Annotated in this window: 15 protein-coding genes, 1 pseudogene and 1 other annotated feature (1 of these 17 running past the window's edge); of the genes and pseudogenes, 14 read left to right on the top strand and 2 right to left on the bottom strand. The window is 44.9% G+C overall.

The features are described from left to right. Positions 1–22: 22 nt before the first annotated feature. The 8 genes from NSQ91_RS18750 to NSQ91_RS18715 all read left to right on the top strand — a co-directional run bounded on the left by NSQ91_RS18750 (position 23) and on the right by NSQ91_RS18715 (position 9,400). Positions 23–1,285, top strand: coding sequence for an O-antigen ligase family protein (locus NSQ91_RS18750; protein WP_340919342.1), 1,263 nt, complete (start codon positions 23–25; stop codon positions 1,283–1,285). After that, positions 1,233–2,543 carry a glycosyltransferase family 4 protein gene (locus tag NSQ91_RS18745; protein WP_340919339.1) on the top strand — a complete coding sequence of 437 codons (1,311 nt, stop codon included), beginning with the start codon at positions 1,233–1,235 and terminating at the stop codon, positions 2,541–2,543. The genes NSQ91_RS18750 and NSQ91_RS18745 overlap by 53 nt, the downstream gene beginning before the upstream one ends. A gap of 90 nt (positions 2,544–2,633) precedes the next feature. Next, positions 2,634–4,544: a polysaccharide biosynthesis protein gene (locus tag NSQ91_RS18740; protein ID WP_076194875.1), complete on the top strand. Its 1,911-nt coding sequence runs from the start codon at positions 2,634–2,636 to the stop codon at positions 4,542–4,544. A gap of 3 nt (positions 4,545–4,547) precedes the next feature. After that, the gene (locus NSQ91_RS18735) at positions 4,548–5,666 is read left to right on the top strand and encodes an LCP family protein (protein WP_340919336.1); all 1,119 of its coding nucleotides are present in this window, start codon (positions 4,548–4,550) and stop codon (positions 5,664–5,666) included. A gap of 24 nt (positions 5,667–5,690) precedes the next feature. After that, positions 5,691–6,317 carry a sugar transferase gene (locus tag NSQ91_RS18730; protein WP_076194878.1) on the top strand — a complete coding sequence of 209 codons (627 nt, stop codon included), beginning with the start codon at positions 5,691–5,693 and terminating at the stop codon, positions 6,315–6,317. Further along, positions 6,314–7,111 (top strand): GNAT family N-acetyltransferase, encoded by a 798-nt coding sequence (locus NSQ91_RS18725; RefSeq protein ID WP_076182396.1) that lies wholly within the window; start codon positions 6,314–6,316, stop codon positions 7,109–7,111. The genes NSQ91_RS18730 and NSQ91_RS18725 overlap by 4 nt, the downstream gene beginning before the upstream one ends. After that, positions 7,104–8,237, top strand: coding sequence for a GNAT family N-acetyltransferase (locus NSQ91_RS18720; protein ID WP_076194880.1), 1,134 nt, complete (start codon positions 7,104–7,106; stop codon positions 8,235–8,237). The genes NSQ91_RS18725 and NSQ91_RS18720 overlap by 8 nt, the downstream gene beginning before the upstream one ends. Further along, entirely contained in the window at positions 8,234–9,400 is a 1,167-nt protein-coding gene (locus NSQ91_RS18715) for a DegT/DnrJ/EryC1/StrS family aminotransferase (protein ID WP_076305402.1), read from the top strand. Before NSQ91_RS18720 ends, NSQ91_RS18715 begins: the two co-directional genes overlap by 4 nt. A 6-nt stretch (positions 9,401–9,406) precedes the next feature. Here the strand turns inward: NSQ91_RS18715 and NSQ91_RS18710 are convergent, their stop codons facing one another. Further along, positions 9,407–11,053, bottom strand: a complete 1,647-nt coding sequence (locus NSQ91_RS18710) for a glycosyl hydrolase family 28-related protein (protein WP_340919327.1) — start codon at positions 11,051–11,053, stop codon at positions 9,407–9,409. A 101-nt stretch (positions 11,054–11,154) separates the two neighbouring features. On the opposite strand from NSQ91_RS18710, the gene NSQ91_RS18705 reads away from it, so the two are divergent. From NSQ91_RS18705 to NSQ91_RS18680, 6 genes and pseudogenes are all read left to right on the top strand, one after another. Beyond that, positions 11,155–12,099 carry an NAD-dependent epimerase/dehydratase family protein gene (locus NSQ91_RS18705; protein ID WP_076305400.1) on the top strand — a complete coding sequence of 315 codons (945 nt, stop codon included), beginning with the start codon at positions 11,155–11,157 and terminating at the stop codon, positions 12,097–12,099. A gap of 27 nt (positions 12,100–12,126) precedes the next feature. Continuing rightward, the gene (locus tag NSQ91_RS18700) at positions 12,127–13,245 is read left to right on the top strand and encodes an acyltransferase family protein (RefSeq protein ID WP_076305399.1); all 1,119 of its coding nucleotides are present in this window, start codon (positions 12,127–12,129) and stop codon (positions 13,243–13,245) included. Positions 13,246–14,131: 886 nt separating this feature from the next. Further along, on the top strand, positions 14,132–15,187 hold the full coding sequence (locus NSQ91_RS18695; RefSeq protein WP_076305398.1) for an LLM class flavin-dependent oxidoreductase: 1,056 nt from the start codon (positions 14,132–14,134) through the stop codon (positions 15,185–15,187). A gap of 82 nt (positions 15,188–15,269) precedes the next feature. Continuing rightward, positions 15,270–15,953 (top strand): annotated as a pseudogene (locus NSQ91_RS18690) (Crp/Fnr family transcriptional regulator). Positions 15,954–16,061: 108 nt separating this feature from the next. Next, positions 16,062–16,874: a DNA alkylation repair protein gene (locus NSQ91_RS18685; protein WP_076305396.1), complete on the top strand. Its 813-nt coding sequence runs from the start codon at positions 16,062–16,064 to the stop codon at positions 16,872–16,874. 240 nt (positions 16,875–17,114) lie between these two features. Next, positions 17,115–18,665: an acetamidase/formamidase family protein gene (locus NSQ91_RS18680; RefSeq protein WP_340919319.1), complete on the top strand. Its 1,551-nt coding sequence runs from the start codon at positions 17,115–17,117 to the stop codon at positions 18,663–18,665. A gap of 77 nt (positions 18,666–18,742) precedes the next feature. On the opposite strand, the gene NSQ91_RS18675 is transcribed toward NSQ91_RS18680, so the two are convergent. Then, positions 18,743–19,189 carry an Lrp/AsnC family transcriptional regulator gene (locus tag NSQ91_RS18675; protein WP_038571749.1) on the bottom strand — a complete coding sequence of 149 codons (447 nt, stop codon included), beginning with the start codon at positions 19,187–19,189 and terminating at the stop codon, positions 18,743–18,745. Between the two features lie 152 nt (positions 19,190–19,341). Next, positions 19,342–19,428 (top strand) — a binding site (T-box leader) (it continues 144 nt past the right edge of the window).

The following is a 19,428-nucleotide window of genomic DNA, read 5'->3' as shown; positions in this document are numbered from 1 at the left end:
AAGTAGGAAAGTAGGGACTTGTATGACATCTGTATCTGTTGTAGGGAAGCCCTATACCATGCACAATTTATTTCTGTTTGCGGTCATGGGGTATATCATATGCCTTCCGGCACAGATTGATTTTGGTGGAGCCTTCCGTATCGCCCCGTCGGATCTCTTCTTAATGTTAGGTTTGTTTGCCGCTGGATTCCATCTCAAATTGGACCGGAGGATATTCAGTTCATGGCATTGGGGCATGCTGTTCATTTTTGTTCTAGCTTCCTTTGTATCCATTTGGCGCAACGGCTTCATAACCCAATACGCCTTATTGCAAAAAGATATTGGATTCATACTCCTTTTGTTGACCTACATCATGCTTGTGCAAGCCGTAGATAGCTGGGAACGGTTATATAAGATGCTCCGATTTTTTCTGACCAGTGTGCTGCTCTTAAATGGTGTTGCCCTATTCGCTTTTTTCAGCGGAGTAAAGGTTCCGTTTATGGTGCAAGACGGGCGGTTGTCCGGCATGTTAATTGATCCCAATGCATACGGAGGATTGCTGGTGACGGCTTTTGCCATTCATATCATGACGAGTGGGGAGAAGATAAAGCTGCTGCGGGGATGGGTCAGCATACTAGCGACGATAAGCTTAGCCGGGGGCATTATGATGACTTTCTCGCGCTCGTCATGGATTGGTCTCTTCCTTGTATTACTTACACTTTTGATTACCAAACCTTCCAGACTGATCAAGATCGGAATGGGGTTTGGTGTGGCATTTATAGCTTTGCTGCTGTATAAAGGCACCGCTTATCTAAATGTGCTGGAGTCTATGTCCAGCAGACCTTCCCAGATTCAGTCGCGTCTTGACATCATTGACAAAGCGGTGGATTGGATCGCACAAAGTCCGTTATTAGGCATTGGGCTTGGTTCCTATAATTACGAACTGCGCATTATTATCCACAACACCCCTATATGGTTTTTGACTGAATTCGGCTTATTGGGCTTGATTGTATATGGCGGATTTATGATTTGGTTCTTCATTGTGGGGATCCGTTCTTATCGTGCGGCAGATCCGATTCATAGACCAATTATTATGGCATTGCTGTTGTCCCATGCGGCGATGATTGGTTTATCGATGGGTATTGAGGCGTTATTCCAGCGGTATTGGTGGTTCATGATGGCGATGAACGGAGCTTGCATCCGGTTAACAGACAAAAACCTGAAAGGAGAGATGCCCTATCGAACCCAACACGTTGAACGGTCAACTGGGCGCAAGCTTCGACAACGAGCAGAGCAACCTCAATAAAAGCTCAAGTAAGGACATCGGGAGTATTCCAGCTGAGGGTGGCTTACAAGCAAAGGTTGCTTTTGTAGCCTCCATATATGGGCATTTCGAGAGTTTTCATTTACCTTACATGGTGTTATTGCTGCAAAAAGGGTGTGAAGTCCATGCTTACGCTCAGCCGGGCGAAGCCAGACATCGCTTGGAACAGCGGGGAATTGTATGTCACGACGTACCTATACAACGAAGTCCTTTACAGTTGAAGAATTGGACGGCTCTGCGGATCTTAACGAAAAGCTTCCAAGCGGAAAAATTTCAGTTCGTCCATGTACATACACCAGTGGCTTCGATTCTCGGACGGATTGCAGCCCATAGAGCAGGTGTCCCTAGCGTATTGTATACAGCTCATGGTTTTCATTTTTTTAAAGGTGCTCCTTTTCTGAACTGGATGCTTTATTATCCGTTGGAGTATTTGATGGCACGTTGGACGGATGTACTGATCACCATTAATAGTGAAGATTATGAGCGTGCTCAGAAATTCCCTGTGCGAAAAAAAGTAACTTATGTGAGCGGAGTCGGGCTTGATCTTCAGGTATACGGTAGCGGTGAGGGGGATAATGAAATTGCAAAAATGATGGGGGAAAGTCGTCACCAGCTATTTGATTTACCTAAGAGTGACAATGATAATCCTTCATTCGTTGTTCTCTGCGTCGCTGAGTTAAATGCTAACAAGAACCAAAAACAGTTGATCGAAGCACTACATCATTTGGGTGATCAAGCAAGCGATATTCATCTAGCATTCGCAGGTACAGGTCCTTTCGAGCAAACCCTTATAGAACTTGCTACTCGGTTAGAGGTTAGGGATCAAGTGCATTTTCTGGGGTTCCGAAGAGATATACCGGATTTGCTACAAGCGTGTGATGTTGCGGCACTTGTGTCCTATCGTGAGGGGTTACCCCGGGCGATTATGGAGGCGATGGCAGCAGGCAAACCCGTGATCGGCACACATATTCGGGGCATTCGCGATTTGATTGAGCATGAGTCAACGGGCATGTTGGTTCCAGTGGATGATATTGCCGCTACGGCAAAAGCACTGGTTCAACTGCGAGCGGACGCAGCTTTGACCGCAGCAATGGGTAAGGCGAACAAGGACAGGATTATTCGCTATGGATTGCCAGCGGTGCTTCGTGAAATGGACTCGATTTATATAGAAGCGCTGAAAGAACCAGGGATAAAGCCTTTTCCGTCTGAATTACAACCGGGTCTGACAGCAGATAGATAATTCATTCTCACATATACGACAACAAACGAATAAACGAATTAACGAATAAACGAATAAACGAATAATTAGTTAATTAGGGAGAAAGAAGTGATGAAAATGCGGATCGTACGTTTAGTCATGTTGGATGCGGGAATTATAGCGGCTTCAGTGTGGCTTGTGTTTTTACTTCGGTTTGATTTTCAAATCCCTGAGCAGTACATGTGGATGCTTCCGTGGGCGATACTCATTCACATTATGGTGTACGCAGCGTTCTCATTTGGATTCAAGGTGTATAACAATATCTGGCGATACACCGGTATAGGTGAGTTATTGCAGCTGCTAAAAGTGAGTGCTTTAACACTCTGCGGAGTGGTCGCTGTCAATGTATCTGCGCATGTATTCGTCCCTTCCTATCGATTGCCGATTTCGATTTATTTTGCAGCGGGTTACGTATTTCTCGGCATTGCCGGCTTACGTTTAGTTAACCGCCTCATCAACGATAGATTCGAAACACTGGGAACAAAGGGTTCATCCGAAGGCAATCTGCTAATCGTTGGGGCGGGAAAAGCAGGCATCCTCGTTACCAAAGATATCAAGCATTCAAGATTTAAATTCATGAACCCAGTCGCTTTCATAGATGATGATATCTCTAAGCGCAAGCTGGAGCTTATGGGGTTGCCGATTGTCGGTAACCGTAACTTCATTCCCCAGGCAGTCGAGCAGCTGGACATTTCGTTCATTATCATCGCTTTGCCTACGGCTCCTCAAAAGGAATTACTGGAGATCATCGAAATCTGCAAATCTACCAAAGCTCAGATCAAGTTAATGCCTAGTATGACCGATATTTTGGACGGGAAAATGGCCATTAACATGATCCGTGAAGTATCCGTAAATGATTTGCTGGGGAGAAGTCCCGTAGAAATTAATACGGAAGAGATTCGTGAGAATTTGGGAAGCGAGTGTATTCTCATCACGGGTGCAGGCGGTTCAATTGGTTCGGAATTATGCCGGCAATTGGCTGCGTATCGTCCGAAAGAAATGCTGCTTTTGGGGCATGGAGAAAATAGCATTTATCTTATTGAACAAGAGTTGCGACAGTTATATCCCGATCAGATCATTCATCCCATTATAGCGGACATTCAGGATGTATCGCGGATCGATAACGTTTTTCAAAAGTTCCGCCCCTCCATTGTGTATCATGCCGCTGCTCACAAGCATGTTCCTCTTATGGAGATGAATCCAGTAGAGGCAGTTAAAAATAATGTGATCGGCACAAGGAATGTAGCGGAAGCGAGTGCTAAATATGGCGCTAAACGGTTCATCCTCATCTCATCGGATAAGGCGGTTAATCCTACCAGTGTTATGGGGGCCACGAAACGAGCCGCGGAAATGATCATTAATGATCAGAATTCCTTAAGTAAGACGGTTTTTGCCGCTGTACGTTTTGGTAATGTGCTGGGTAGTCGGGGCAGTGTCATTCCGTTATTCAAAAGACAAATCGAAAACGGCGGCCCGGTGACGGTTACACATATGGATATGGTGCGTTACTTCATGACGATACCCGAAGCGGTACAGTTGGTTATTCAAGCAAGTGTGCTGGCACAAGGGGGAGAAGTGTTTGTGCTGGATATGGGTAAGCCAGTTCGTATATACGATCTAGCGAGGGATTTAATCCGCTTGTCGGGTCTCGAGCCTGACAAAGATATTCCCATTGTGGTCACTGGCATTCGTCCTGGAGAAAAATTGTTTGAGGAGCTTTTGACTGAAGAAGAAGGGTTATTGGTCACTAACAACTACCGTATTATGATTAGCCGCCCGCAAAGTGTCTCCAGATCTGAACTGAATTTGGTGTTGGGGGTTCTGGAGAACTTGTGCAAACGGTATGAACTGATGCCAAGCAGTCATCAGATCAAAAAACTGCTAAAGCAGCTAATTCCAAGCTATTCGGGCTTTCAGGAAGAACCGCAGGTGGGCACACATGATCTTGAACGCATTAAATCCGAAGTTCATGCGGGAATCTGACCTATGAAGTCGACTAAGCATTCATGGATGACAAGATTATGGTGCAATCGCGACAAGGCAATTACAGGTAAACATTCACGCATGCGGCGGGTGGGACGATACAGCCTGATTGTTATTCTTGTTGTGGTTGTAGTTGGGGGGATCTGGATTGGAGGGATATTGAATCCAGAGCATCGTTTTAATAAGGCGATTCTTAACCCCTTGACGATCCCTAGCTCTAATGTGGTTACGGACAATGAAGCGATGGTGCAATCGCTCAGCACACCAGCCCCACAAGCTCAAACGGATGAGCTTACCCTTACAACGTCTACACAGACTCCAACTGCGGTGACATCTCCAACAGACAAGAAAAGCTCATCCTTTAATGTAGTGCTAATTGGAACAGACACTTGGGGCGGAGAAAGCTCGCGGGCAGATACGATCATGGTTGCCCATGTGATGCCGGATCAACGGAAGGTGAATATCGTATCTGTGCCGCGGGACACGCGGGTTTATGTGCAGAACGTCGGTTATACCAAGATCAATCATGCACATATCGTTGGTGAAACAAAGGGTGGGAATCAGCAGGGTACGCTGACACTGATTCAAGCCGTTAGTGATTTTATGAATATTCCTATTCATTACTACATCAAGACGAACTTCTCCGGTGTTCGTGATTTCATCGATTCGATCGGCGGGATCGATATGCTAATTGATCAGGATGTGACCATCACTCCGGAGATCACCATCAAGAAAGGTGAGCAGCATCTGGATGGTGCCCACACGCTTTATTTAGCAAGGGAGCGCTACTCGACTCCGGAGGGTGACTTTAGCCGCCAACGGGAGCAATTCAATATCGTTCGGGCTGTAGCCAAAAAGCTATTAAGTCCGGAGCATATTCCTGATCTAGCTGGACTGCTACTGCGTGAAAAGAAAGACATTATTGATACGAGTTTTAGTGACAGTGATTTGATGAGCTTAGCTTGGCTATTCAAGGGAATGGATTCCGCGGATTTTGCTTACGAACAGATTCCTGGCCATAACAGCTCTGCTCTAGATCCGCTCGTCCGAACCAAAGTGTATTATTGGAGTGCAAATCCGGAAGAGGTAAAGTCACTTACAGAACGTCTTTTTACGGAATAAGAGAAAGGCGGGGGAAAGACTACCATGTATCGCCATATGAAGCGGGGCTTCGATTTGGTGGGAGCGATCATTATGTTAGGTGTGTTTAGTCCGGTCATGGCTGTGGTGGCGTTGCTGCTTCGGATAAAGCTGGGAAGTCCTATTTTGTTCAAGCAGCAGCGGCCGGGAATGGGAGAAAGACCCTTCTACATCTACAAGTTCCGAACCATGGCTGAAATGTATGATGCGCAAGGCCAGCCGTTATCGGATGCTCGGCGTTATATCAAATTCGGCGGATTGATTCGAAAGCTGAGTCTGGATGAGCTCCCGCAATTAGTAAATGTTGTGAAGGGAGAAATGAGTCTGATCGGACCAAGACCTTTGCTCATCCGTTACAGCCCGCATTACTCTGAACGGGAGCGGCTGCGATTTACTGTAAGACCCGGAATAACGGGATTGGCGCAGGTATCTGGACGTAATACTTCGGAGTGGAAACAGCGGCTCTCCTATGACGTTACCTATGTTGAGAAGCTGAGCTTTAGATTAGATGCGTTGATCTTATGCAAAACTGTGCTGAAGGTGATCCGCCAAGATGACGTTGTGGCCAATCCGGGTGAGCATAGTCTGCCGCTCGATGAGTACAGAATGAACCAAAAGGAGGGGTCGGCATGAATTTGCGGTTTAGTCCGCTTCAGGAAGATGATATTCACCTTGCATGCCGGCTCTTACAGAGCAACTTGCCAGAGTCGGTCTACAATCAAACCATATTCGCCTGTGGCGGTTATCCCGAATATTTGAAAGCAGCATGTAAATGCGGAAGCCATTCAGCAACACTGCTGATTGGTGCCTATTCTGAAGAGCTTCTTATTGGATTCGCTGAATGGCGAAGAATGGAGCAGATGCTGGTTCTGAATAACTTGAATGTGGACGCAGCTTATCGAAAAGATGGCATCGGCGGCAAGCTTATGGCGTACGGGGAGACGTTAGCCCAAAAGGATGGCATTTCGAAGCTGGCACTTGATGTATTTTCGTGGAATGAGCAAGCTCATGCTTGGTATTTGCGGCTTGGTTTTGCAGAGGAAGGCCGGACTTACTGGTATGTAAGAGATTTGGCTCCATCGATTGATAGGGATAGAGAAGCATTGGCGTACATCATAGATGATTATCCGATGGCAGAGGCACATCATCAAAAGTATGGATTCTCTTCTCTTAAGATTAGAACGAAGGAAGAGACTTCAGTTGTGGGCCGGTTAGGTGAACAGTATTATCGTATCCAACTGCAAAGTGGAGGGTGGAGTGGCTGCAATCTTTTGACAGACGTATTAATGGATTTAGACCGGGAGAAAAGGCTATTGTTGCTTTCTTCAGATGCTTATTTGCGTGAGCGAGACCCCGGGCTAATCTTAAGCACTGAAAGTATACGTATGATCAAAATATTGGAGAATCAAGAGGTGTTGTATGAGTAACTTCATCGTGTTAGGCAGCTCTAGTTCAGAGGAATGGGATGCCTATTTGAACCAGTTAGAGACGAAGGATATCTATTTCTCCTCAGCGTTTTTTCGGCTGTTTGAGGATGGAGAGCATCAGCAGGCAGAGCTGTTTGTTTTTAAGCAGGGAGACCAGCTCATAGTTTATCCTTACTTACTTCGCTCCATAAGCCATCTTCCTGCCGTAATCCAACTGGGGCTTGAAGGCGATTGGTACGACATTAGTACACCCTATGGATACGGGGGACCGATATCGAATCTCCCTCCGGGAGCCGAACGAAGTGAGCTGTACCGGCAATTCAGTGAAACGTTCACGGATTACTGTAGAGAGAAAAAGATCATGACCGAGTTTGTAAGATTTCATCCCTTGATTGGCAACGCTACGGAATATCAAAGTGGTCTGACCACCGAATGGAATAGGAATACAATTTATATTGATTTGACTGTGGGTTCGGAGTCAGAGCTCATCCGGCATTATGGCAGCAATCATAAACGGAATATTCATAAATTAAAGTCCGCACCCTTTACGATTCGAAACTCGAATCTGAAGGATCGTATTGAGTCCTTCAGTGAATTGTATTACGGAACACTAAACGATTTACAGGCGGATTCTTTTTATTATTTTCCCAAAAAATTTATAGAAGATACTAGTCATCTACTTGAGGGGAGAGTAGAGCTATTCGAAGCTATGGATGGGGAGAAAACGGTGGCGACCAGCATCGTGTTACATGAACGACCGTGGATGCATTATCACCTATGTGGTTGGGATCGCGCCTATCTGCAGTGGTCACCTACCAAATTGCTAATACACGCAGCAGCCAAGTGGGGGATGGAAAATGGCTTTGAATGTTTTCATCTTGGCGGGGGATATAAGGGGAATGACGACTTATTTCAATTCAAGCATAGATTCGCGACACAACTGGAACCCCTTGACTATTACTTAGGTAAACGAATTTTTTTCCCAGAGTTGTATGAGCGGATCATATCCTTTTGTGACACCAGAATATCAGGAAATTACTTTCCGCTCTATCGGCATCCAGATCTCGATATGATATGTATTCCATCTGAAGAAATCGGTCCAAATGGAGAAAGGAGCTTCGCATGAGCATTCGTCAAACGAGCATTCTGCCACGAATCTTGTTATCCCCGCCGCATATTAGTGGACGTGAGCAGGTCTACATGGAGGAGGCGATACACTCTGGTTGGATTGCTCCTATTGGTCCGCAAGTTGATGCGTTCGAGCGGGAGATGGCCGCCTACACAGGATCAAAGGGTGCACTAGCGTTAAGCTCTGGCACGGCGGCGATTCATCTCTCACTTCGTCTAGCCGGTGTCACACAAGGAGATTACGTGATCTGTTCTACGCTCACGTTCGTTGCTAGCGCCAATCCTATTTTATATTTGGGGGCCACCCCCGTATTTGTCGATTCAGAGCCTGAGACCTGGAACATGTGTCCGCTAGCTTTTCAGCGGGCCTGCCAAGCTTTGAATGACAAAGGGCTGCTGCCAAAAGCGGCTGTTGTCGTCAATTTATACGGACAAAGTGCAGACATGGCGCCCATTGTAGAAATAGCTAACCGATATGGAATTACCTTGATTGAGGATGCTGCCGAATCACTGGGCGCTTTCTACCAAGGCAAGGCCAGCGGAACGTGGGGCCAATTCGGAATCTATTCTTTCAACGGAAATAAGATTATTACGACGTCAGGTGGGGGCATGCTCGTATCCGACGATACCGAAGCCTTAGATCAAGCGCGCTTCTGGTCTACGCAAGCCCGAGACACTGCCCCTCATTATCAACATTCCGAAATGGGATACAACTATCGGTTAAGCAACCTGTTGGCAGCCATAGGACGCGGTCAATTAGAACTGCTTGAAGAGCGAGTAGAGCGTCGCAGATCTATTGGCCGGCGATATAGGGAACGTTTAGGTTCCATACCGGGTCTTCATTTTATGCCGGAAGCGCGCAATTGTCGCAGCACGCACTGGTTGAGTGCGCTGACCATCGATGAAGAAGTGGCGGGGTTCTCTTCACAACAACTCCTGTCATGTCTGGAACAGCACAATATCGAAGCTAGACCTGTATGGAAACCGCTGCATTTACAACCCTTGTTCGAGAGCAATTACTACTATCCTTACAGTGAGGAATACAGTGTATCGGATAAATTATTTTCAACAGGTGTCTGCCTGCCTTCTGGAAGCTCTTTATCGGATGAGGATTTGGAACGTGTCGTTTATGCGATAGAGACATGTAACCAATACCGTTGATTCATCTTATTTAGCCTTCCATCCGCTGGCAGCTGATCCGCTTTCCTTCACATACAAAGTGGCTTGTGCCGTGCCATCCGTTCGCATGGCCAGACTGCCAACTGGGGCGGTTACGACTCCCTCGGGCGAACCCTCTACTATGAACACCGCGGGCAACACTGCCCCGCCAGTGAGGCGAATGGCCCGTTTGAAGTTACCGTAGGTCGAGAACCATTCAGGGAGCGAATATGGATTATACAAGGTTCCTAGTGATGTGCCTTGCATGCCGATTAGTGTTTCGAATTCTAGAATTCGCTTTACCTTCACTGCTCGGGTATCAAACACCGCTACATTATTGAGGCGCAGAGACGGTTTAGCTGCACCGTAAGAAGAGACTAGCACTACCTGATTGGTTCCGCTATTGCGAACGATCATATTGTCGACAGTAGCCATCGCGTCAGACTCCGTTGTGAATAAATGCAAGGTATTGCCCGTTAAATCCTGTGCATCTATCGTCCCCACATAAAGATCTCCTCCGTCGATTCGGACACCACTTGCTAAGGTGGAACCCGAACCGTACATTCCTAAAGAACCGATGTGCAACCTTGGTTTACCTCCGGCAGCATTAAACGCTGCATAGATCGCAGGGCCCCCGATGCCATCGAACTTGGCGCTAGCGATATCAATAAATTGTGAATAGATCGTCTGTAGACCGAAGTTAGCTTTATGATCGGTGGAACGGATAGCCAAATGATTGATTTTGAGCGTCAGTCCATAGGACAGTAAGGCTGGACTTACCGATCCGCTTACACGCATATCTAGTGAACCGATGTCGAGTGTCCAGAGTCTAGCGATAGCATCTGTAAGCCCTGCTGATAGGTCGTTACCGAAACCTATGGTTGTCAAGGAGTCGAATCGCTGATAAAAGCTGCGCGTTCCTTTAAAGACATCGGGTTCAAGATCGAGAGAGTTAGCACCAGTAAAACCAGGCGCGCCACCGCGGCTATTATTCAGAACCGCTCTGTTGACATGAAGCTGGTCTACAAAATGGACCACAAAGTTCTTTCGTCCAGCAGTCTCACAGCGTGCATATCCGATGTGCACATTAACGGAGGGGATTTCTTCTGTCCCCCCAATGAAGATATTATCCCCATAGCAATCGTGAGAGTACACTGACTCTATCGTTATATTTTGCGAAGAAGAAATGAACAAGCCGTGAAGCTGATCGTTGACGGCTGTTTTAACAGTCGATGCACTTCCATCAATTTCAAGGGTGCCCGCGATTGTGATATTTGAGGCATTTAAGATTACTAGAACCCTAGTGTCTGAGGGTGGGTTCGGGGCAAGCACAAGTTTGGAGCCGGCTTCAAAGCTTAAATTCGTTTTGGACGGAATTCGAAGACACCACCAGTCGAGGATGGAGGGGTTACGCATGCGTCCCGAAGATACCTTATATACACCTGGAGGAAAGATTACTACTTTGTTTTTGGCGTTTCCCGCATTGATAGCATTTTGAATCGCTACTGTATCGTCCTTGATACCGTTTCCTACAGCGCCGTACGATCGGACGTTCACATAACCGTTAGTCTCAGGGTCTATTTTAATAGATGTGACCGCACCATCAGAAAGGATGGACGTAGTCACCGAGCTGTCTGGAATAGGGGCAGTAGCCATATACTTCACTCCTTTATCCTTTGATTTTGTATTTTATGTGAATTTTTCGGGGAATGCACGGTACAAAGATCACTCTTAGCGGGCGAAAGGAGTTTTTTATTTTGAAGGTATTGGTAACTGGGGGGTTAGGCTTTATTGGATCCCATGTGGTTGATCGGCTAATAAAAAAGGGCATAGAAACTGTGATTGTAGATAATGTATCCGGAGCCTCCGGTCTGACTTATATGAATCCTGCTGCGGTTCTGTATAAGTACGATATTCGGGATGAGACTTTGCATGAGGTGTTTAACCTTGAAAAGCCAAATGCAGTCATTCATCTAGCTGCACAGATCGACGTCAGAGAATCACAGCGGAACCCGTTATTTGATGCGAATGTGAATATTGTTGGCACGCTGAATGTACTGCGCATGTGCGAGATCCATCAGGTTCAAAAGCTAGTTTATGCCTCGTCGGCAGCAGTTTATGGGAACCCGGAATATTTGAGCATTGATGAGCAGCATCCCTTAAATCCCGAGTCCTGCTATGGTGTATCCAAAAGTGTACCAGAGTCATATATTCGGATGTTTGCCAGCTTACATGGGCTAAAATATACGATACTGCGTCTCGCTAATGTATATGGGCCTAGGCAAAGTTCACATGGGGAAGCTGGCGTTGTTTCCGTTTTTCTGGATCGTATAAAGCAAGGGAAGGATCTCATAATCTATGGGGACGGTGAGCAAACTAGAGATTTCGTCTATGTGGAGGATGTGGCGCAAGCGTTTGTTGACGCGGTTCAGACCGAAGGCAGGGTGAATAATGAGACGATGAATATTAGCTGCGGAATACCAACCTCGATAAATACGATGGTTCGGATGATAAGCGACATCACGGGTGGTGATTTCCTGACAACCTATGCGGAGCCCCGTCCGGGGGATATTCTCCATAGCTATTTAAACAATCAAAAAGCCCAGGAATTATTGTCTTGGTTCCCTAACCATAACTTTCATACCGGGCTGGAAAAAACAATTACTGACCGCTTAAGTGTAGGAAGCGCAGTAGATCATTAAAAGCACCCATTGAAAGGGGCACTCCGCATGGAACGCAAAATGAACTCGGAAATGTTCGTTCTTCGTAGTGTAGCCTGCTTAAGTATAGCCCTGCTGCATGCTCTTTATCGGGTTTATGACGATGGAAATACATCTTGGGTAGAGTCGGTGGGTTTACTGCTAACGTTTGGCACACCTGTATTCGTATTTATCTCCCAATTCGTGTTGTCATTTGCCTATCCCAATGAAATTCCAGCGAGATTTTGGGAGAAAAGAATCAAGTATATTTTATTGCCTTACTTTTTTTTCGGGACCTTGTATGCAGGACTAAAAGGATTGGAGCTGTCGAGTAGTGACGGTATTCCTTTGCTGCAGGCTTTTTGGTATTACCTCTGGCGTCATTTGCTGATTGGAGATTTCCATGGCTATTTTATACTGATTATCTTTCAGTTTTATGCTTTATTCCTCTGGTTTCAGACGTATGCGAAGCGGCTTAACCCCCGCAATATTCTAATCGTATCGTTCCTTATTAACGTTATCTATTTGGGTTTCTTCAACTTTACTACGCCCGCAGATACGGCTGCCGCCCATTATTTCTGGGATAAAATGTACTGGATTTTCGCACCTGGTTGGATTTTTTACTTTACAGTAGCCTATTACTTGGGACGAAATGAGCTGTGGTTCCGGGAAAAATTAAAAAAGTTCCGCATAGCCGTATACACGCTCCCGGTTCTGACAGGTGCGCTAGTGCTGTTCGTGAATAGTCAAGGCTGGATAACGGCGCATAGCTCCAAAAGAATTGATATGCTTCTATTCGCCTTAAGCATGATTTTGCTGCTCTTCTCCGTGGCATCGAAAATGAAGAAAGTGCCACGTGTGCTGGAATGGAGCAGCAGATATTCTTTTGGCATATACTTGCTTCATCCTTTGCTATTGGCTATATTCGTTAAGCTTCCAGCTTCATTTGGGTTGCAAAACCTTGGACTATTTAGTGTTCTGCTGCAATTTGTCGGTTGTGTGGTAGGCTCGGCACTTATAATGAATTTAGCGAATCGAATTCCTGGCGGAGCGTTTGTATTCGGTCGGATCGGCGTTGGGATAAACCCAAGCAAACCACCGAAATCGCTGGATAAGCCGATAACTCCGAATATTGGGAATGCAAACTAGCTTGGATTTGACCGGCCGCTAATCGTCTGTGTTTAGGTGATTAGTGGTCTTTTTTGTTTTTGTATTATTGCGATTACTTCGCTATTACATTGCTATTACATCGCTATTACATCGCACTAGCAGCATCCTCTCAATTCTCATTAAAAAAGCAAAATAGTTGTATAAAGTACATTTAAGCTCTTATGCTCGCAGCTTTGGGGCAGTTTAATTGCATATTTTACAACTATTATTCTAGAATCCCGCCATATTGACGCAATTGCTCGTATTTAAGTGTACAGAGTGCAACTAAATCCACAAAGGCTACCCTCAAAGCGTATATAGTTGCACAAAATGCAATTAAACAAACTTCGTCGTTACCACGCCTTAGCTACACTGTGTGTTGGTGGTAAATGCAATTAAACAAACTTTGTCGTTACCACGCATTAGCTGCACTGTGCGTTGGTGATAAATACAATTAAACAAACTTCGTCGTTACCACGCATTAGCTGCACTCTTGCACATTGGCGGTAAAGTCCCAGTATAATTGTTGTATTATGGTCAGTTCACACGAGGTTTTGTTTGTTCGGACTGTATTGCAGCTATTTTCACTTTTTAGTTCATTTTGCGATAGTTTCGGACTGTATTGCGCTTATTTCCATAAAAACACACATTATGGAAGCTACTTTGCACGAATAGCTGCATCTAAGTCCGATAATTTAGCAAAATGAATGAAATTATTAAATTAACGGCTCCTCAGTCCGATCTATAGTGAGGGGGATCTAATTAGATGAACTTCGATTATAGTCGAAGGGACCTAAATTAGTTAGTCTATAATTAGGTAGTCCCTTTATGGTTTTTTACATCCAGAGAATAATGCATCGTGCAGAATATTAGGAGGAAATGAATAGTGGAACTTGGAGTAAGTACATTTGTCGAGACCACACCTGATGTCCAAACGGGTGAGACAATAAGTCATGCAGAACGACTACGTGAAGTAGTGGAGGAAATTGTACTTGCCGAAGAGGTGGGATTAGATGTATACGGAGTAGGTGAGCATCATCGGCATGATTATGCGGCGTCTTCACCTGCGGTTGTACTGGCTGCGGCTGCTTCGTTGACTACTAAGATCCGGTTGAGTAGTGCTGTAATGATCCTGTCTTCAGCCGATCCGGTGCGTGTCTTTCAGGACTTTGCAACGCTGGACGGAATTTCAAACGGACGTGCGGAGATTATGATCGGCCGGGGTTCGTTTACAGAGTCTTTTCCTCTATTCGGATATGATCTGAAGGATTATGAAGAACTGTTTAATGAGAAGCTGGAATTGTTATTAGCCATCCAAAAGTCAGAAAAAGTGACCTGGAAAGGCAAACACCGAGCAGCTATAGAAAATTTGGGGATTTACCCGCGTCCGGTTCAAGATCCTTTACCGATTTGGATCGGGAGTGCAGGAAGTCCAGAGTCTGCGATCCGCACAGGATCACTAGGTTTGCCTTTTGTTTTAGCGATTATAGGGAATGTTCTACCACTGGATTATGCTTCACATGTACAGCTTTACAAAAAAGCAGCAGCTGAAGCCGGGCATGATATTTCAAAATTTCCAATCGCTTCGCATTCACACGGGTTCATAGCGGAGACTAATCAGTTAGCGCTGGAGAAATTTTTTCCTTCAACGCATGCCCGGACCAATGTGCGGGCGAAAGAAAAAGGAACACCTCCGTACCATCGTGCAGATTATGATGCAGCGTGCAGCTTAGAGGGCGCCCTTTACGTAGGTGATCCAGAAACTGTCGCTAATAAAATCATTCATCTGCGCAAGCATGTGGGAATTACGCGATTCTTTTTACATGTGCCGCACGGCACGATGCCTCATGAGGATGTTATGCAGGTGATTAGACTGCTGGGCACCGAAGTGGCCCCACGTGTGCGGGAAGAAGTAGCGCGCTGGGAAGCAAGTAACCGGTAATTTAGTAAGCTGCGTCCTTAGGACGTGGCTTTTTTTGTAAGGTATACTGAAGAAATGAATAGCGTTTTATACAGGAGGGGCAATGGAAAAAAATCATTATTTATCTCAATTCAATTTGCTTCAATCGTTAGGACTGGAAGATCTTATTGAAATGGAAGAATTAACGCGAATAACAGTAGTCCCCAAAAATACATATATCCAAACACCGTCAACCTTTTCTGAAGGACTGTTTTTTGTGAAAAAAGGAAAGGTTCGCTTATACCAATTAAACGCAAACGGTAAGCAATTTACATCGGATATCCTCAGTGAGGGTAATGTTTTTGGTGAAATGGGTATGATTTCTTTTGGAACGAAGGAACATTATATTGAAACGATTGAGGAAAGCCATATCTGCACAATTGATCCTGCAAGGTTTGAAGAATTTATCTCTCACCGGCCTAGGTTTATGATGTCATTATTGCAAGTATTGAGCGACCGCATAAAAAGTATGAGTCAGTTAACTCAAAATCTAGCCATCGGAAATCTGCATGATAAAATATTGTGCGTTCTTTTAAAGCTAGCGGATCAGCATGGGGTTGAGCATAAGGATAATTGTTAGAAAATTAATGTTCCTCTATCGCATCAAGAAATCGCTAATTTAATTGGAGCCAGCAGAGAAGCTGTAACAGTGGCATTGCAAGAATTGGTGAAAGCGGAGGTTATTCAGACAGGGTTCAGAACTATCTATATCCAGCGAGACAAGATTTTGGAAACAAATATAACATAGCTATCGAGTTGTAAACGAGATTACAGCTTCATTTTTAGAAACAACGGTATCCTAGCTATGACATGAAGGTGATTTAAGCTTTCAAATCATAGTGAAGGGACGATTTCCATGGAACACAGGAAGGGTGCTCGGAGGGTTACTGAAATTCCCGTTGAGATTGTAGAACTGCTGAATAAAGGATATTTACAGAGCGTGAATTTAACGGAATGGCTTGCTGTGGATCATCTTGTCTTGTTGGAAAATGTACTGAATGAGCTAGGTTTTGAACAGGAAGCTAAACCAATTTTACAAAGGCTGAATGCGTTATCGGAAAAGAAAATCATGAAGCTCATCCCGGTGATTTCACGTGAGTGGCAGCTTCTATTTGACTGTAAATCAGAGCTGGAACGTTCCCGGCTATTTGCTGTGTTGGCTCATCATAAATCCGATAGTGTTCGCTGCTGGGCTGCTTATATCGTGGGCCAGAATCATCAATGGAGTCTAGTTCAAAAACTAACAGCAATCCGTCCTTTTGCAGCGGATGAGCATTTTGGGGTGCGTGAGATTTCATGGATGGCTTTGAGGGAATCAGTCATTGCCGAGCTGGATGCTTCCATTGAATTATTAAAGGATTGGGTTCATGATCAGGACGCGAATATTAGGAGATTTGCGATCGAATTGACGCGCCCACATGGGGTATGGGCAAAGCATATTACAGCACTCAAAGAAAATCCAGCGATTGCCCTTCCGCTATTAGAACCTCTTAACTCTGATCCGGCAAAATACGTTCAGGATTCTGTAAGCAATTGGTTAAATGATGCTAGCAAAAGCCATCCGGCATGGGTACAGCAAATTTGTGATGAATGGTTGAACCTATCAGGTACCAAGGAAACAAAGCGGATTGTAACCCGGGCAACAAGAAGTATTACTGATCAAAAATAAAATTAGTGCATTACTTTAGACTGGATAATCCAACGCCAAACACTATGAGCTAATAAGTGTTGGCGTTTTTTTATTGTGGAGTTAACTTGGATAATTCAAGAGAAAGACTCCTTCGTGTTTATTATTTAAACCGAAATTCGTGAAAATATTTATATTGTTAATCCTCAAGTCATCTGTTATACTCAGAAACACCAAATGTTATAAAAACTAACACTTATTAAAGGGATGGAGGATTTTCGTATGAAAAAACAAATAATTCGTAATGTGGGTGTCACGTTATCCCTATTTTTAGGGGTGAATTCGTTATCTGGTGTTATGTATTCTAACACAACGGACTATGCGTATAAACCAAAAACCCATGTTCTGAAGGCGAATTCGGAGACTGTTCGATGGGGGAATATAGGTAAGGGAGATCCAGCTCTAACTGTGCATTCGGGAGACATCGTAACGGTTGAGGCCATTACACATCACTCTGGTGATGATTACGAGCGGATGATTAAAGGAGATGCGGGAGTAGAGGATATTTTCCACTGGATTGAGGGGGAGAAGAACGAAGCGCTCCGCGGGCCAGGCGTACATATTATGACGGGTCCCATCGCTGTTGAAGGTGCTGAACCAGGAGATGTGCTGGAAGTTAAGATTCTGGACATGAAGCTGAGACCAAATGGGAATGACCAATACGCTGGCAAAACATATGGCGTGAATGCCGCAGCGAACTGGGGTTATCTATATGGAGATATGGTGGAGGAGCCGAAAAAGCGTGAGGTAGTAACCATCTACGAGATGGATACGGAGGGTGGAACAGATTATGCAACAGCTGTATATAACTACAAATGGTCTGTGCAAACCGATCCAGATGGTCAAGTGCACCCGACAATTGACTACCCGGGTGTTATCGTTGACCATAATACGATTGATAAGAACTTCGATGTGCTAAAAGGTGTGAAAATTCCGGTTCGTCTCCACTTTGGTACAATGGGTGTGGCGCCGAAAGAAGCGGATGTTGTTGACTCCGTTCCACCTTCTTACAACGGCGGTAACGTAGATGATTGGCGGATTACCGAAGGTGCAACGATGTATTATCCAGTATCCGTAGCTGGTGCACTTCTGTCGATCGGTGACCCGCATGCCGGTCAAGGTGATTCGGAGATTAACGGAACTGCGATCGAGACATCGGTCACTGGGGATATACAAGTCATTCTTCATAAAAAAGCATCGCTTAACAACAAGCTGAAAGGTTTAAACTTCCCATTACTTGAAAATGAGAACGAGTGGGTTGTGCATGGATTCAGCTACGCCAATTATTTGGAGGAGCTGGGGGCTAGTGCTCAGACGGATATCTTCAAAAACTCGTCCATCGACAAAGCGATGAAGGATGCCGCTCGTAAAACAAAAGATTTTTTAATGGCTGGAATGGAATTGAGCGAAGATGAAGCGTACTCTCTGATGTCTGTGTCAGCTGATTTTGGAATTACACAAGTGGTGGATGGAAACTGGGGCGTACACGCCTTAATTGATAAAGGTCAATTCGGCGATTTCGAGCGCAAGCCCGTGGTTTTACGGAGCAGCTTTGAGAACTTTGGAGCAAAGGTTGGCTGGCAGCCAGCCACTAAGACAGTTACGCTAAGCTACAATGGCAATGTTCTGGAGATGAAGGTTGGAGCGACAACGGGGATTTACAACGGAGAGACAGTGAAGCTTGCAGCCCCAATAAGTGTTGTGAACGGGAAGATCGTGGTCAGCGAATATTTCGTGAACTTTTATAAAGCTAAGCTGGCTAAGACAGAGTAGGACGTAATAGCAATTATTCGATAATCCTAAAAAAATCCATATGAGAAAAGAACCGTTTTTATAGGCGGTTCTTTTTCTTATATATTCAATCCGTCCTGATTTTTGTGGCGTTTTAATAAGATTTGGTTTTCTACACGTACCAGTCCATCCAGACAGTAGATTGATTCATGCATAAACCGTTCCATCTCTTCAAGATTCTCTACCAAGATGTGAATATGCAGAATACATGGTCCCGTCATTTCGTATAATACAGCTACGCGTTCGTTTTCCTTTAATACATCGACGATATGATTTAAATGAGCAGGTTCTACTTCAAGTTCCAGGTAGGCGGAGATTTTCTTTCCTAGCTTTTCAGCACTGATGACAATCGAGAACTGTTCAATAATCCCTTGATTGACTAGCCGATCAATACGATCTTTCACCGCGACACTTGATAAACTGACTTCTTTAGCTAGATCAGTATAGGAAATTCTGCTGTTTTGGGCCAGCCGCATCAAAATATGGTTATCGATAGGATCTAACATGCGGATTCGTTCACCTCTTTTTTCGTAATTGTATCAGAAAAAAAGTGGAAATGCCTAGTAGCGCTTTACAGTAGAAGTGTGTGACGGCATTCTCTCCTGAAGATAGTTGACATAAAAGAATTATTTCACTATACTGGCTGTAATCTTATATACGATATACGTTGAAGGAGCCCAGTAGTAACTTAGTCCCTGTTTCAGAAAGCCGGGGGTTGATGAAACCCGGTACACACTAAGCTTGC

Source organism: Paenibacillus sp. FSL R7-0048 (assembly GCF_038004505.1).
In the GTDB taxonomy this organism is placed as follows: Bacteria; Bacillota; Bacilli; order Paenibacillales; family Paenibacillaceae; genus Paenibacillus_AQ; species Paenibacillus_AQ odorifer.
The sequence above is the reverse complement of the archived record's forward strand: the minus strand, read 5'-3'. Positions and strand labels throughout refer to the sequence as shown.